Genomic DNA, 13,526 nt, shown 5'->3' on the forward strand with positions numbered 1-13,526 from the left:
AACAGACAAACCCCGACGGCGACACCTCCAGCGATTCCTGCAAGCCGGCCATAGGCAGAGCGGCTGCCGATTACTGCGAGGCGAAACAGTCCCGCATTCACGCGGATACCCGGTAGCCGGCACCCATGGCACCATCGCGGACGATGACTTCCCGATCGGCATAAGCGGCGGTTCGGGCATCGTGGGTGATCATCACCACCGTTGTACCGGAGTCACGGACGAGGTTGAGCATCAATGTCAGGACGTTCTCAGATGCGAGCGAATCGAGCGCGCCCGTGGGCTCATCCGCGAACAACACGGCAGGCGCGGTGACCAATGCCCGCGCGACCGCGACGCGTTGGGCCTGGCCGCCTGAGAGCTCCCCGGGCAACTTGGAACCGAGACCGTCCAAGCCCAGCTGTTCCAGGAGATCCGCAGATTTACGGAGTGCCTCGGGACGTCTGGCCCCGTCCAAAAGGAGCGGAATGCTCACGTTGTCCACCGCTGAGAGCTCCGGCAACAGCTGACCGAACTGAAAAACGAATCCGAAATCAGTCAGCCGCAACCGCGCCCTTTTCGGTTCCAGCAGGGCACTGATTTCCACAGGAGTTCGTCCGCCGGGGTGGTAGGTTACCGAACCGCCGTCGGGCCTAATGACTCCGGCCAGACAGTGCAACAGAGTGGATTTCCCTGAGCCCGAAGGTCCCATGACGGCGAGCACCTCGCCTGCGTGGACATCAAGATCGAGACCCCTCAGTGCCTCGGTCCGACCGAAGGAGTGGTGCAGTCCGCGGGCGCTGATGATGGGTGTTGCAGCGTGGTTGATGATCATGCGCTCTGCAGCTCCTTTTTGAGTTGGGTGAGGCGGGCGCTGGTGAGGTCGATCCAGCGGAGGTCAGCCTCGATGTGGAACAGCCCGTGATCGCACATGAGCACCTGAAACAGTCCGGCACCACTCTTCATTCGGGTCAGTTCACGCATGCGGGCCATGTGTTCGCTGCGCTGTACATCGAGAAGGCGCTCCGCGTCGTCGTCGAGGAGCAAAGCGATGATTGTCTTAGCGAAAAGGTTGCTTTGCAGGGACTCTGAGGGAATGTCCGGGGTGAACAGCCACTCGCGAACCTTGGCCTCACCGGCAACAGTGATCTCGTATTTCTTGCGGTCCGGGCCGCCTCCGGCTTCCTCCCCCAAGGCGCGGATCAGTTCGTCGCGGACCATTCGGGCCAGCGTCGAGTACACCTGCCCGAATGCCAATGCCTTGCCGGCACCGAAGTAGCGGTCATACGAGTGCTTGAGGTCGTAGCCATAGCTGGCCTCGAGATTCAGGAGGCCCAGAAGGGTGAGTGAACTATTCACCATCCCATCTATACACCGAGTTTATAGTCCTACGCCAGTAGGCGAACAGGATGTCCAGCCGCCAGATTGATGAAAGACTGGGTGGCAGTGCATGTACAACCCCAGCCGGAGGCAAATATGGCAGAAGAAACCACGTCCACATCGGTTTACCGGAACGGCCACGAAATTGAATGCTGGCTCACGGACATGGACGGCGTACTGGTTCACGAAAACCAAGCAATTCCTGGTGCCGCTGAGCTCATCCAGCGCTGGGTAGACACGTCCAAGCGCTTCCTGGTCCTGACCAACAACTCCATCTTCACTCCCCGCGACCTCGCGGCCCGCCTGCGCGCGTCCGGCTTGGAAGTCCCGGAAGAGAACATCTGGACTTCGGCGCTGGCCACCGCCCAGTTCCTCAAGGACCAGGTCCAGTCCTCTGATTCGGGCAACCGTGCCTACACCATCGGTGAAGCAGGCCTGACTACCGCGCTGCACGAGGCCGGCTTCATCCTCACGGACACCGACCCCGATTTCGTGGTGCTCGGCGAAACCCGCACCTACTCCTTCGAAGCCATCACCATGGCCGTCCGCCACATCCTGGCCGGCGCCCGGTTCATTGCCACCAACCCGGACGCAACCGGCCCCTCCAAGGACGGGCCCATGCCGGCGACCGGTGCCATCGCGGCCATGATCACCAAGGCCACCGGCCGCGAACCGTACATTGTGGGCAAGCCAAACCCCATGATGTTCCGCTCAGCCATGAACCAGATCGACGCCCACTCCGAGACCACGGCGATGATCGGCGACCGCATGGATACGGACATCGTGGCCGGCATGGAGGCGGGCCTGCACACGGTCCTGGTTCTTAGCGGCATCACGCAGCGCGAAGAAATCGTCTCCTTCCCGTTCCGGCCAAACCAGATCCTGAACTCGGTGGCCGACCTCAAGAGCCAGATCTAAAGAGGACTAAACCATGGCTGTGCTCAATCTGCGTCCCTTGGCCGGCGGCCGGATACTCAGGGGAAGCCAGCCATTCGGTTTGGATGCCGCTGCAACGTCGGGATTCCTGGCGCAGCACGGCATCCAGGCAATTGTGGACCTGCGGAGCGAGCTTGAGCGCTCGTTGGTTCCGTGGCTGGTTCAGGACGGGAACGACGACGGCGGCGGGCCTGCCGCCGTCGTCCCGCCCGCCGTCGAGCTCATCCATAACCCGCTGGACCCGAACGCCATAGCCGGGTCTCTCCAGGCCGTGGAAACAGCTGAGGACCTCGGCGACTTGTATCTGGGATGGATCCGGCTGCGGCCCGAATGGGTGGGTGACGCCCTGCGACCGGTCGCTCGCGGCAAACGCACCCTGGTTCACTGTTCGCTGGGCAAGGACCGAACGGGTGTGGTGTCGGCGATTGGGCTACTGGCAGCTGGAGGAACCGAGGACCAAGTGGTGGCGGACTACGCGGCCACCACAGCCAACCTGCCGGACGTCCTGGAAGTCATGGCAGAAACATGGCGACTGAGCGTCCCCTCAACACCGGCAGAGTATTTCAGCCCTGACCTCATGATTCTGCAGAGCCCCGAAGCTGCGATGCGGCATTTCCTGGCCGGGTTCGCTCAGGAGTTCGGCCAGGTGCGGAGCTTTCTGCGCGAGGCGGGCCTCACCGCCGTCGAGGTTGAATCGCTGGCTCTGTAATACTTGGGTGGATGAGTAGGACGAACTGGCTCGCGGACGTCAAACCCCTTCCCGGAGGGTGGGTTGTTCGCTCGGCGATCGTTCTGGCCACCCTGCTTTTTCTGGGGTTGGGAGTCCGCTGGCAGCAACACGATCTTTCGTCATTTCAGGGCTGGTTGGAGCTGGTAGTCCCGTATTTGCCGCTTCTCGCGCTATTGCTCGGTGCCATGCAAGCGGCTGTTGCCTGGTGCCTCTCCCTGGCCGTGATCACGGTCCTGGGCGGAGATGCGTCCCTCGTGGTGGCGATGATCTTCCCCACCATGGTGGTGGTGGCTTTCTGTTCCTTCCTTCTTCCATGGAAGCTGGCCATCAATTTTTCGCTGTTCGTGCCTAGCGTCTTGCTGGGGCTGTACATATCGACGCCGGAGATGGCCGACCAACCGGCAGTGCTGCTGGCCCTGGTGGTCTTCCTGGCGGCCGCGGCTTGGCGCAGCGTCAACGTTTACCGGCATCGTTACGAGCAGAGCACACACCACATCCGTGATTTGCAGGAGCAACAAGCACAAGTCCGCAGTGAGGAAAGAACACGGCTGGCCCACGAGCTTCACGACATCGTGGCCCACGACGTGACCATCATTGCCATGCAGGCGCGACGCGCTGAGTTCGTGAACGACCAGGCAAAGACCTCCCAAATCCTGGAGGGCATTGGAAATGCCGCGCAGCAGACCCTGCAGGATCTGCGCAGCCTGGTGACCCTCCTTAAGGAAGAGGAGAGAGATGAGCTGGGAGGCGGTTCACAGATACCGGACCGCGAAGGACAGGACGCTGATTTCCTGGATGCTCCAGCGATGTCAGGTGAAACCACCACCGCCGTTGGCTTGGTCCACGATCTCGACGGAGTTGTTGAAGCTTTGGATCGCGCGGGCTTCCAGGTGAGCCTCGTCGTCGAAGGCGAAGTAGCCCGGATCCCGGCCAGCCTGCGCCAGGCGCTTCGCCGGACCGTACGGGAAATGGGGACCAACGTGCTCAAACACGCCGACCCGTCCGGGGTAGTGGATCTGCGTTTGGCTGTCGGGGCCGATCGCGTGCAACTTGCATCAGAGAACACAGTCTCCACGGCGGAGCCGATCATGTCTTCCCGGACCGGGCTTGAGGCAATGAGTGCTCGCTGTGAAGTGTTCGGAGGATTCATGGACGTTGGCCTTAGCGACGGGCGCTGGACCACCGCCGTGTCCATCCCGCTGGACGGGTTGGCGTCTGCCAATTCGTGATCGCATTTATGGGAGGATTGGCTCCGTGACTGACATTGGGGGATCAGTATGACGCGAGTGTTGTTGGTGGATGATGAGCTGTTGGCGCGGGAGATCCTGCGTGATTATCTCTCGTCGGACCCGTCCATCGAGGTTGTAGGCGAGGCATCGGATGGGCGTGTGGCGGTGGTCCAGGCAGCCTCGCTTCGCCCGGATGTGATCCTCATGGATATGCAGATGCCGGTGATGGACGGGGTGGCTGCCACGGCCCAAATCCATGCAGACTTCCCGGAAATCGCCATACTGGGGCTGAGCACCTTCTCCACCGATCGCTACGTGGTAGACCTCTTACGCGCCGGAGCCTCGGGATATCTTGTCAAGGACACGCTGCCCAAGGAGATCACTGCCGCCATCCACACCGTGATGGCGGGTGAGTCCGTACTATCCTCCAAAGTGACACGGCATGTTGTGACGGGGCTGGCTGAATCCGTCCCCGCTGAAGTCGTTCCGGACCCGAAGCTCGTGGACGCGCTGACCAAGAAGGAGCTGGAGGTGATCCAGCTACTCGGACGAGGAATGAGTAACCGCGAGATGGCTGCAGAGCTCTTCGTAACAGAGTCCACCATCAAGGCACGGTTCGTGAACGTCATGGAGAAGCTCGGAGTAAGGGATCGGGTGCAGATCCTTGTGACTGCTGTTGAAGGAGGGCTGGTGGACCTCAGCCCCAGTTCGAGGACAGGGCAAGACTCGTGAGGATCCGGACAAGCTAACTGCGTCCCAGGATTTCCTTGATGGGGCGGACCAGGCCTTCGACGGCCTGCTCGATGTCAGCTGGGGCCACATCGTCGACGGCGGCATCCGGATTGCGGACGAGCTCGCCACCCCATCCCATCACCTCGTAATGGGCAAGGGAACGGGCCAATTCAAGCGGGGACTGCCACGCGCGATTCAGATTCGTGCGGGCAAATTCCCTGGCCTGTTCCGCCGCTTCCGCATGCTCCGCAACACTGAAGCCAGCCACTGTTGACAGCGCCGTTTCCAGAACGGCCGAACCGTTGGGCCGCGACGCGATGACTTGCCACGTCACCGTTGCCGTATGGCCCTGCAGCCCCCGTCCGGCTTGAAGGATTGCTTGGTACCCGGACTTCTCAATGGCGTCGGGCAGCAGGGTGCCCGGTCCTCCGGCTATCAGGCAAATGGCCAGGAAAGTTGCGGCGAACCCGACGTTCGCGGCCGGGTCCTGACCGATGATCAATGTCTGCTCAAATCCCTGTGCCGTGGTCTGCTTCATGGTGCTCCGGAACGCTTGCTGAGGAAAGGGAGACACTTCTCCCTTGCGTTCCGACAGGCGGCCTTCAAGATCTTCCAGGAAGTTGGCAGAACCCACAACAGCGAGCACAGGGTCACCAAATTCCCTTACACCCAACTGCTCAGTGTTCATGACATTTTCGATCCAACTCCGTGCAGCAACCTCCGGCAGGGTCGCGGTCATCACCACGGCGCCATCTCCGGGTGTCCACGTCATGGCAACCGGCTGCTTGGCTGGCCCGCTGTGTTCCCCGGCCCGGTTAACGGCATCACGCAGGCGCGGGACGCCGTCGGAAGCAGTCCGCCAGCCGATTGACACCGTGGTGAAGCGGGAACGCCGGTCAACCTGGCCAAGGTATCGGCGAATAGTGATCATTGGAGAAACTCCTCGGAGGGCTGGATGGTCAATGTCACGGAGTCCTGATCGGCAAGACGCCGTGCCGCGGCGGTGACTACGGGCCTTAGCCGCGCGGCGTCGTCGGATATTTCGGCGAGGGACTCCGCCAGCTCAGCGGCGAACGTCGGTGTCCCCCTCAGAAGCACGTCACGAGTAACGGTCCGCACGAGCCGTTGGTCATCGTGAGTGAACCTTTCCATCCGGAGCAGTGCACGACGGGCCGCAAGCATGATGGCTGCATCATCAGCAATAGCCAGGGCCCGGTATCTCTCGCAGGGATCAATGGCCTGCCCGGTGTCGTCGACCAAGACAAACAGGTCGTCCCGGGTCAGGTCCCCTGGTCCGAACAAGCCGCCGCTGGCGTCGATACCATCCTGCTGGGAGAGCAGCTCAGCTGTCACGAGGTCACCGAGCATCTCCGGGGATGCGGAGTGCCCGCACGCTGCCGCAGTGGCGGAAAGTACGCGCGTCGATTTGGCTGCACTGGAGAAGATCGTGGACGTCGAACCGCCCCTGCGGACGGAGTTTTGGAGCGCGGGAACCAAGGGTGCCTCGTCTGAACTTCCGGAGAACGGCGCGGACAGCAACCGGAGTGTCTTCAAAGGGTCTTCCGATGTCACGGCCGTCAACACAGCCACCGAAGGACGGTAAAGGCGGCGATGCAGCGCTCTTAGCTTTTCACTCGTAACCCGCTTTGCGAGGTCTATATCGCCAGTGCCGTCGTGACCGTTGGGGTGGTCCGCCCAATAGCGTGAAGTCAGGTGGGGCCAGGGCAGGACTCCCCCCGGAGCTTGAGCCAAACGTTGCGCCCGTTCAGTCGCAACGGCATCTATTTGCTCCGTTATCTGGTGTTGAGTCAGCGCGGGATGGAACACCTGCTCAACCAGGCGTTTGGAGATCTGTTCGAGGTGTCCCATGGGACCGGTCTCGTAGAACTCGGAATAGTCCATGTGCGTATTGCCCCCCAGGACTCCCCCGGCTTTGTGAACGGAAACCTGCCGTTCGGACGCGCTAATGTCGGCGCTGTCCTGGTACACCATGTGTTCCAGGAGGTGCAGCATGCCTTCCTCTCCCGGCATTTCATGGCGCATTCCGGCCGGCACTCCGAGACTCATGGAAATGATGCGGGCGGAAGGATCGTGGATGGCGATCAGCCTTGTCCCGGCGTCCAAACGCATGCCGTACACAGCTCGGCCGTTCAGGGTGCCGAGAGCGGAAGGGGTAGTCATCGCACCTCCATGGTGGTTTCCAAGTACGAGCCAGCGAGGCGAAGCAGTCCCTTCGCCTGGGCTTCGCCTGCGCCGGCATAATGGTGCCAGTCGTAGGCATGCTGGGCGATCCTGAAGGCCAGCGCCGGGCCAATTTCCCTCGGTCCGGGAGCTGCTCCGCAAGTCTCCAGGAAACCGTTGCGCATCTCGTCCAGGGCTGGCCGTAGTACAGGGTGGAAGGCGTGGAGTTCCGCCATCTCGCCGAGCACCCAGGCAATGTCATAGCTGGGGTGGGCACGCCCGAGGTCCTCGCCGGTAAGGAGCGAGCCGGCTGCGCCATCGGGGGTCACCACCCAGTGGGCCATTCCGGGATACCCGTGAACCACCACTTGGTCAGGACCGGAGAGTATGCACTGGATCCATCGGCGGATCTCCAGCAGGCCACCTTCGCCCAGGACTTCGCGAGCCGGCTCCCATGTCCCTCCCAGCCAGGCCTCCGAACGCTGGACGGTACGTGGAGTACTTTCAGGAAAGTCGCCGATGAGGGACGCACTTTCATGGAGGCTGCTCAGGGCAGTTCCCCATTCCCGCCCCGCCACCCTGAGGTTGACGAGCTCTCCTGCCGTGATGAGGTCGAAGACTGTGGAACCTGCCGGCGTCGAGTAAGAACGGTGGCGGTCACCACCGACGCCTACTACCAAGAGGTCACCGGGGACGGAGTCGACGCTGATGCGCAGGGAAGAGAAGGGAATCGGCGCTCCAACTCCGAGACTGTGCACCCATTCATAGGCACCTCCCACCGCGTAAACACCCGTGGACAACAAGTCCGTCCGGGTGGAGCGGATGGCGGACTTCTTCCGGGAATCCATTGCGGCGCTCATGCAGTAGCCGCTTCTTTGGTCATCCCGGCACGAAGAAGCCGCTGCTCTTCCAAGCGGCGCATCACGGCGGGGAACGACGGCGGCACCCACGCCATGGCGACGTCGCTGGACTCGCTGGGGCCAGGGACGGGGTCAATGACCAGGAAATTCTCCGGCATGCGCAGTTTGCTGAGGGTCTCGGCAACGATTGGGTTGGCCATTGCTCGGGGCGGCAGTGCCGGAGCGATGCAGACCTGGGCCTCCGTAGTCATTGCTGCCAGCAACGACGGCGAATCAGCGATGCCATGAGCCAAGCGCGATGAATAGTCCAGGGTTGCCGGATAGACCAGGATGAGGTCCGCCCACTCTGCCAAATCGATGTGCGCAGCAATGAGCTCTTCCCCCCAGGTATCGGCCTGTACACGGGATTTCAGCCGGGACTCAATGCTGTGACGGGTGATAAAACGCTGCGCGGAGTCCCGCATGATCACCTTGAACTCGGTTTCCGGTGCTGCGGAAACAGCCCATTCAATCCAGAAGGGCATTACTTGGGTGACTGCCGAGCCTGTGAGAATCAGGGCAACTTTGGAGTATCCGAAGGCTTCGAGGGTGAGGTCCGCCCATATCGGACGGGGACTGCTGTCAGTGGTGGTCATGGCAGGTCTCAGCATTCAGGAGGGTGGGTCGGACAGAAAAGGGTCAGGAGGCGCCAGCGTGATGATGTTTCCACCACCTCGCTGGCGCCTTCCCCGTGTTCAGGCCTGCCTAGCAGCCCATGGTCAGGGTTGCGCCGATGATCACCCCTGCACAGAACGGCGAGGTGGCCGGCGCGTCGGTGGCTGCGTCGCCGCCGAGCTCGTCAGCAGCCGTAAAGGTGCTGTGCGCCCGGGCCAAGTCGGTGAGGTCGGCCTGCGGAACGTTAGTGATGGTGTTCGTCATGATGATGTCTCCTTTTAATGGCCCCACGTGGTGGGTGCGTCTGGGGTGCTAAAGAGTGATGCTTTTGGCTGTACTGCGGTTGCTTATAGTGCCGCCGGGGCGGGTTAGCAGCCAGCACCGAGCGTTGCGCCAACAATGATGCCGATGCACAGCGGTGAGGTTGCGGGAGCTTCGGTGGCAGCGTCGCCGCCCAGCTCGTCAGCTGCGGCAAAGGTGCTGTGGGCGCGTGCAAGATCGGTCAGGTCGGCCTGGTGGAAGTTAACGATTGCGTTGGACATGGTGTCTCCTGTTTGATTTGCTTCCCATCTGAGTGGGAAGGGGTTTTCTTTTCTGGGTTCCTCATTGGAGGTCTTTGGGTGCCCGGGCGGCGGCGGGCCACTGCCCGGAGTAGTCACTGGCCCGCGTTGTATCCAGGCCGGTGAGGGTTGATGCAGGCTGTTTGCGCTTCTTCAAACCAAGCGGGTTCGAGGTCGGTTTTGTCCACAGACGCACGGAGAAGTGCGTCCGCCAATACCCTCGAGCGGTGCTGCCCGAAGCTGAGTCCCCGGTACGCCGGACGAGGATCCCTTGGTTCCATGGCAAGTGCCAGGCGGTTTCCGACGCCATGGGTGAAAACAGACAGGGGCGTTTCCCGCCAGGACAAGGACTCAAGGACAGTGCGAATGAGGGAAGCCGCAGCGTCTGAATCAATGGCTGACACGTAAATGACCATCGCGTCACTGCGTGGGAATGCACGTGATGACGAGAGGGCCTTTGCCTGATGGCTAAGTCCGCTGTCGGCAAGGGCACCAAGAACTTTTGGCCACACTTCAAGCGCTTCGGATGCCGTCGCACAGGATACGTACAGCCTTGAAACAGCCGCGGGGTTCACGGCACCGTGGGCCCCGAGCGCAAGAAGGAATCCGGGGGTGGCACGGCTTCGCCAGCTGGGAACGCGCACCCCTACGATTTCGTCCAGAGGGTTGCGTACCAGGGCCTCCTCGGGAAAGAGGACCTTCACTCCGGAGAGCTCCACCACCTGGTGCGGAACTCCTTGGACGGACGTCTCTACCTGTGTCCTCGCCGACGCCGACTGGATAACGGTGCGGTGCGGAATGGCCTCAATAAGTGCCCCAGCAAGGTCCTGGTGGCCGGTTCCTGGCACGGTCTCGATGCCTGGGTGCCCGACATGGAGGTGTGTGTAGATCGCCCCGGCCACCTGCGAGCGCAACTCGGTGAGGCTGGTGGCACGAAGTGTGGTGGAGTCTATTCTGGCGGTGAGCCGATGGGCGTCAACGGAAATCCTGTGTTCAAGGGATGCCAATACATTTCCGAAGGACGTCGGTGTTGGAGCGTCGAGTGTGACGGTCATCGGGGTGTCCTTTCGAAACCGAGGGCGCTGACGTAGTGGCCGGGCGAAAGCAGTGCCTCCCGCCCGACGCCCGCAGCTGCCCGTTCGATGCCGGGGAGCCGGGACACCATGGGAGCCCTGGTGATGGTTCTGTCCACGAGATGCCATCCCAAGTGGGCAGTAGCGCGAACCGGCAGATCCGGATCTTCGTAATTGGCATGATCGGCATAGGAGGTCCACATCCGGCGAACTGAGGGAACAATGGCAGCCATCCGTTCGGCGATGCGTGCCGACGCGCTTTCGTCGTCGAACCTGGCTGGGGGTGCGGAGGCTCCTCCGCGGGTAGTCACAGTGTCCAGGACCGCCCTGTAGATCCACTCACCTGCAAGCATTCCAAGGTCCCGGGCAGGATCGCCGAGTCCAAACTCCTCCCAGTCAAGGACACACAGGCTCCCGTTGTGGAGATGGAACTGATCAAGGCGCAAGTCGCCGTGAATGGGGCGTTCTTGGTGCTTCCGTTCCGATGCCCTCAGCCGGTCCGCAGCGGCAACCAGCTCCCGGTCATTCTGCAGTTCTGCCCAGAGGGCCATCTCCGCCACTGTGAACTCCAGGTAGCGAGTGTGCGGAACGCCAACCGCGAGCATTTCCACGGGTGGGCTTGGAGGTGCCGAGCGCTCCAACCCAAAGGTAGGGCCGGCGTGGAGCCGGGCGAGCAATGCGCCCGCTTCCTCCGGAAAGGTGTCCGGCATGGACTCCTCCACCAACAACTGCGCCAGGCTGGTTCCGGGGCAGTGTTCAAAAACCAGGAGGCCATTCTTAGCGTCACTACCTATGAGCCGTGGCGTTGCCGGCACAAATTCCGGGGACCGCGCGGCGAATGCGGCGAAGGCAACCGACCTGCCGAAGGCCACCGGGCCGGAAGCCTGCGCTGAGATCTGCTTGACGAAGACCTTTTCCCCACTCCGCAGTCTCATGTTCCACGTGCCGTTGCGGCCGGCGAAAGCGGCCGGGGCGATGTCTGCCACTGCTTCTCGGCCGTGGCCTGCAAGGACAGTGGTCGCCAGGCCGGCTGCGTGGCGCGCGGCCGGAGTGGTGGACTGCGGGTGCGGAGCTGTGGCGGTCATCATGAGGGTCTCCATCAGAGCAGCAGGGTGGTTACCGCATAGGCGGCCAGAATGCCGACAATCAGAAGGGCTATGTTGCGGAGGAGCTTCTTGGTGGCCAGTGACTGGTTTCGCTTGTTGTTGTCAGACATGGTTTTCCTATCTGGAGCCCGACGAGCCGGGACCGTGGACTGAGTGTCGAGTTGGGGCTAGGCCATCTCGTCGGAGGTCAGGGACTGTTGCAGGGATACTCGTGAGCCGGTGCGCAGTGCGTTGTTCCGATAAATCACGGTGGCCAACCAGAACAGGGCGGGAATCGCTGCCACCGATATGCCTGCGGCCAGCACCATCTCCCAAGTGGATACGTCTTCCAGTGCGAAGCGCATCGGCATGAGGTAGGAGGAGAAAAGCGGCACGAAGGACAGTCCTTCCAGCCACGGGTTCCCCATGTTCATTGGCAGGACGTAGAGGGAGACCACCAATAGCACCATTTGCAGGACTGACAGCGGCATGACTGCAGTGCCCAGGTCCTCTTGCCGGGACACCGTGGAAGCGAGAGTTGTGTTCAAGGCTGCGAATATCACGTAGCCCAGGAGGAACCATAGGAGGAACCACAGCAGGCTTGGCCCTACAGCGACGTTGATGAGGGACCAGCCTCCCACAACGCTGAACCCCACCACGGCGGTGCCACCGATTGCCAGCAGTTGAACCAGGGTGACCAGCCCTATGCCGATCATCTTTCCAGCCAGTAGCGGGACGATGCCGATCTTGGTCAGCAGGATCTCCACGATCCTTGACGACTTCTCCTCAACCACCCCGGAGGTCAGACTCGATGCCGAGTAGACCAGGGATGCCAGCAACGCGCTGATCATGGCGGTGGCGAAGATGGCGCGGGGGTCAAAGCTCATTGCCCCGGTCCCGCCAAATGAGTCCACAAGGAACCATCCGCCGATCCCGGCAACAGCGCCGGCGAAAAGGGCCAGAAGCCCTGTTGCAGTGAGTATGGTCCGGTTCCCCAGCCGGGTAAGGATCTCGCGCCGTATGATCAGGCGCGTCTCACGTAGTCCACTCCCGGAAGAAGGAGCGGCGCTTCGGGTTGTGCGATCAAATGTTGTTGCGCTCATTGCGATACTCCAACTTTGTCGAGGGAGCGCTCCGCCCCCGGGGTGATACCTGGACCGGACGAAATGAACTTGCCGGCAAGCAGGTCAGCCAATGACCTCTGTGCGGACACAATGCTCTTCAGCCCGCCGTGCCGTTGCGCTGCTGCAAGGATGTCGCCGGGCACGTCCCGTCCTGAGCCGTCCACCGAGACGAGGACCGTGGTGCGGTCGGCGGCGGAGAACTCCACGTTGACGCCCCGGGCCATCGAGACTTCAGCGGCGAACGAATCTGCCGTGCGGGAGAAGGCGAGCCGCCAGCGGCTTTTACCGTCGTCTTGCAGCTCCACGACACTGCCGCTCGCCGTCACACGACCGCGATCGAGAATGCAGACCTTGTCGCACAGGCGCTCTACGAGCTCAAGTTGGTGTGAGGAAAAGAGAACTCCGACGCCCCGGTCCGCCTGCTCCCGGATGAGTCGGGACATGGTTTCGACGGCGATGGGATCCAACCCCGAGAATGGCTCGTCCAGCACCAGGAGTGCCGGGTCCCCCACTAAGGCGACGGCCAGCTGGACGCGCTGCTGGTTTCCCAAGGAGAGGTCCTGGACCAAAGCCTGCTCACGGCCTTGCAGGCCGAGGGAGGCGATGAGTTCGTCTGCAACCTCACGTGCGGCGCCGGCTTGGTGCCCTTCCAGCAGGGCGAAGTGAATGATCTGGTCCCTCACCGGCATCTGGGGGTAGAGGCCTCGTTCCTCGGGCATGTACCCGATGCGCCTCCGGTCCTTGGCTGTGATGGGCAAGGCTTCCCAGGTGACTTCGCCGTGGTCCGGGGTCAGCAGACCAAGGATCACGCGCATGGTGGTGGTCTTACCTGCACCGTTGCCGCCGATGAATCCCACGATCTCCCCGCGATGGACCGTGAGGTCCACATCGTGGAGGACCCTGCGGTCACCGAAGCTGCGGCTGATGCCCGTGAGCTGTAGGCCGTTCATACTTCGCTCCTCGAAATTCGTTCTTGTTTCCTGTCAAGAACGACGCTACGGAGGAT

16 protein-coding genes are annotated in these 13,526 nt (G+C 62.1%); 4 read left to right on the plus strand and 12 right to left on the minus strand.

Annotated elements, in window-relative coordinates; genetic code table 11:
- Positions 1 to 97: 97 nt before the first annotated feature.
- Positions 98 to 811 carry an ABC transporter ATP-binding protein gene (locus tag ACIQTW_RS10580; protein ID WP_402936761.1) on the minus strand — a complete coding sequence of 238 codons (714 nt, stop codon included), beginning with the start codon at positions 809 to 811 and terminating at the stop codon, positions 98 to 100.
- Positions 808 to 1,335 carry a PadR family transcriptional regulator gene (locus ACIQTW_RS10585; protein ID WP_402936762.1) on the minus strand — a complete coding sequence of 176 codons (528 nt, stop codon included), beginning with the start codon at positions 1,333 to 1,335 and terminating at the stop codon, positions 808 to 810. Before ACIQTW_RS10585 ends, ACIQTW_RS10580 begins: the two co-directional genes overlap by 4 nt.
- A gap of 117 nt (positions 1,336 to 1,452) precedes the next feature.
- On the opposite strand from ACIQTW_RS10585, the gene ACIQTW_RS10590 reads away from it, so the two are divergent.
- From ACIQTW_RS10590 to ACIQTW_RS10605, 4 genes are read left to right on the plus strand one after another with little or no spacing between them, the layout of a single operon-like run.
- Positions 1,453 to 2,274 (plus strand): HAD-IIA family hydrolase, encoded by an 822-nt coding sequence (locus tag ACIQTW_RS10590; protein WP_035761154.1) that lies wholly within the window; start codon positions 1,453 to 1,455, stop codon positions 2,272 to 2,274.
- A 13-nt stretch (positions 2,275 to 2,287) separates the two neighbouring features.
- Entirely contained in the window at positions 2,288 to 3,001 is a 714-nt protein-coding gene (locus ACIQTW_RS10595) for a tyrosine-protein phosphatase (protein ID WP_402936763.1), read from the plus strand.
- Positions 3,002 to 3,012: 11 nt separating this feature from the next.
- A complete protein-coding gene (locus tag ACIQTW_RS10600; protein ID WP_402936764.1) occupies positions 3,013 to 4,251 on the plus strand; it encodes a sensor histidine kinase in 1,239 nt (412 codons plus the stop codon).
- A gap of 48 nt (positions 4,252 to 4,299) precedes the next feature.
- Positions 4,300 to 4,983 carry a response regulator gene (locus tag ACIQTW_RS10605; protein ID WP_402936765.1) on the plus strand — a complete coding sequence of 228 codons (684 nt, stop codon included), beginning with the start codon at positions 4,300 to 4,302 and terminating at the stop codon, positions 4,981 to 4,983.
- Positions 4,984 to 4,996: 13 nt separating this feature from the next.
- On the opposite strand, the gene ACIQTW_RS10610 is transcribed toward ACIQTW_RS10605, so the two are convergent.
- The 10 genes from ACIQTW_RS10610 to ACIQTW_RS10655 all read right to left on the minus strand — a co-directional run bounded on the left by ACIQTW_RS10610 (position 4,997) and on the right by ACIQTW_RS10655 (position 13,470).
- Positions 4,997 to 5,914, minus strand: a complete 918-nt coding sequence (locus ACIQTW_RS10610; RefSeq protein WP_402936766.1) for a hypothetical protein — start codon at positions 5,912 to 5,914, stop codon at positions 4,997 to 4,999.
- Complete coding sequence (locus ACIQTW_RS10615) at positions 5,911 to 7,164, minus strand: M16 family metallopeptidase (protein WP_402936767.1); 1,254 nt, start codon at positions 7,162 to 7,164, stop codon at positions 5,911 to 5,913. Before ACIQTW_RS10615 ends, ACIQTW_RS10610 begins: the two co-directional genes overlap by 4 nt.
- Positions 7,161 to 8,024: a hypothetical protein gene (locus ACIQTW_RS10620; RefSeq protein WP_402936768.1), complete on the minus strand. Its 864-nt coding sequence runs from the start codon at positions 8,022 to 8,024 to the stop codon at positions 7,161 to 7,163. The genes ACIQTW_RS10615 and ACIQTW_RS10620 overlap by 4 nt, the downstream gene beginning before the upstream one ends.
- Complete coding sequence (locus ACIQTW_RS10625) at positions 8,021 to 8,659, minus strand: flavoprotein (protein WP_402936769.1); 639 nt, start codon at positions 8,657 to 8,659, stop codon at positions 8,021 to 8,023. The genes ACIQTW_RS10620 and ACIQTW_RS10625 overlap by 4 nt, the downstream gene beginning before the upstream one ends.
- A gap of 109 nt (positions 8,660 to 8,768) precedes the next feature.
- Positions 8,769 to 8,942, minus strand: a complete 174-nt coding sequence (locus ACIQTW_RS10630; protein ID WP_402936770.1) for a hypothetical protein — start codon at positions 8,940 to 8,942, stop codon at positions 8,769 to 8,771.
- Between the two features lie 104 nt (positions 8,943 to 9,046).
- Positions 9,047 to 9,220 carry a hypothetical protein gene (locus ACIQTW_RS10635; RefSeq protein WP_166660211.1) on the minus strand — a complete coding sequence of 58 codons (174 nt, stop codon included), beginning with the start codon at positions 9,218 to 9,220 and terminating at the stop codon, positions 9,047 to 9,049.
- A gap of 113 nt (positions 9,221 to 9,333) precedes the next feature.
- The gene (locus tag ACIQTW_RS10640) at positions 9,334 to 10,293 is read right to left on the minus strand and encodes a T3SS effector HopA1 family protein (protein WP_402936771.1); all 960 of its coding nucleotides are present in this window, start codon (positions 10,291 to 10,293) and stop codon (positions 9,334 to 9,336) included.
- The gene (lxmK, locus tag ACIQTW_RS10645; RefSeq protein ID WP_402936772.1) at positions 10,290 to 11,399 is read right to left on the minus strand and encodes a class V lanthionine synthetase subunit LxmK; all 1,110 of its coding nucleotides are present in this window, start codon (positions 11,397 to 11,399) and stop codon (positions 10,290 to 10,292) included. The genes ACIQTW_RS10640 and lxmK overlap by 4 nt, the downstream gene beginning before the upstream one ends.
- 185 nt (positions 11,400 to 11,584) lie before the next feature.
- Positions 11,585 to 12,499 carry an ABC transporter permease gene (locus tag ACIQTW_RS10650; protein ID WP_402936773.1) on the minus strand — a complete coding sequence of 305 codons (915 nt, stop codon included), beginning with the start codon at positions 12,497 to 12,499 and terminating at the stop codon, positions 11,585 to 11,587.
- On the minus strand, positions 12,496 to 13,470 hold the full coding sequence (locus ACIQTW_RS10655) for an ABC transporter ATP-binding protein (protein WP_402936774.1): 975 nt from the start codon (positions 13,468 to 13,470) through the stop codon (positions 12,496 to 12,498). The genes ACIQTW_RS10650 and ACIQTW_RS10655 overlap by 4 nt, the downstream gene beginning before the upstream one ends.
- Positions 13,471 to 13,526: the final 56 nt, after the last annotated feature.

It is taken from the genome of Paenarthrobacter sp. NPDC090517 (assembly GCF_044769165.1).
Classification (GTDB): domain Bacteria; phylum Actinomycetota; class Actinomycetes; order Actinomycetales; family Micrococcaceae; genus Arthrobacter.

Coding starts and splice junctions, on each gene's coding strand:
- ACIQTW_RS10580 (WP_402936761.1), bottom strand. CDS start 811: ATGATCATCAACCACGCTGCAACACCCATCATCAGCGCCCGCGGACTG.
- ACIQTW_RS10590 (WP_035761154.1), top strand. CDS start 1,453: ATGGCAGAAGAAACCACGTCCACATCGGTTTACCGGAACGGCCACGAA.
- ACIQTW_RS10595 (WP_402936763.1), top strand. CDS start 2,288: ATGGCTGTGCTCAATCTGCGTCCCTTGGCCGGCGGCCGGATACTCAGG.
- ACIQTW_RS10600 (WP_402936764.1), top strand. CDS start 3,013: ATGAGTAGGACGAACTGGCTCGCGGACGTCAAACCCCTTCCCGGAGGG.
- ACIQTW_RS10605 (WP_402936765.1), top strand. CDS start 4,300: ATGACGCGAGTGTTGTTGGTGGATGATGAGCTGTTGGCGCGGGAGATC.
- ACIQTW_RS10610 (WP_402936766.1), bottom strand. CDS start 5,914: ATGATCACTATTCGCCGATACCTTGGCCAGGTTGACCGGCGTTCCCGC.
- ACIQTW_RS10615 (WP_402936767.1), bottom strand. CDS start 7,164: ATGACTACCCCTTCCGCTCTCGGCACCCTGAACGGCCGAGCTGTGTAC.
- ACIQTW_RS10620 (WP_402936768.1), bottom strand. CDS start 8,024: ATGAGCGCCGCAATGGATTCCCGGAAGAAGTCCGCCATCCGCTCCACC.
- ACIQTW_RS10625 (WP_402936769.1), bottom strand. CDS start 8,659: ATGACCACCACTGACAGCAGTCCCCGTCCGATATGGGCGGACCTCACC.
- ACIQTW_RS10630 (WP_402936770.1), bottom strand. CDS start 8,942: ATGACGAACACCATCACTAACGTTCCGCAGGCCGACCTCACCGACTTG.
- ACIQTW_RS10635 (WP_166660211.1), bottom strand. CDS start 9,220: ATGTCCAACGCAATCGTTAACTTCCACCAGGCCGACCTGACCGATCTT.
- ACIQTW_RS10640 (WP_402936771.1), bottom strand. CDS start 10,293: ATGACCGTCACACTCGACGCTCCAACACCGACGTCCTTCGGAAATGTA.
- lxmK (WP_402936772.1), bottom strand. CDS start 11,399: ATGATGACCGCCACAGCTCCGCACCCGCAGTCCACCACTCCGGCCGCG.
- ACIQTW_RS10650 (WP_402936773.1), bottom strand. CDS start 12,499: ATGAGCGCAACAACATTTGATCGCACAACCCGAAGCGCCGCTCCTTCT.
- ACIQTW_RS10655 (WP_402936774.1), bottom strand. CDS start 13,470: ATGAACGGCCTACAGCTCACGGGCATCAGCCGCAGCTTCGGTGACCGC.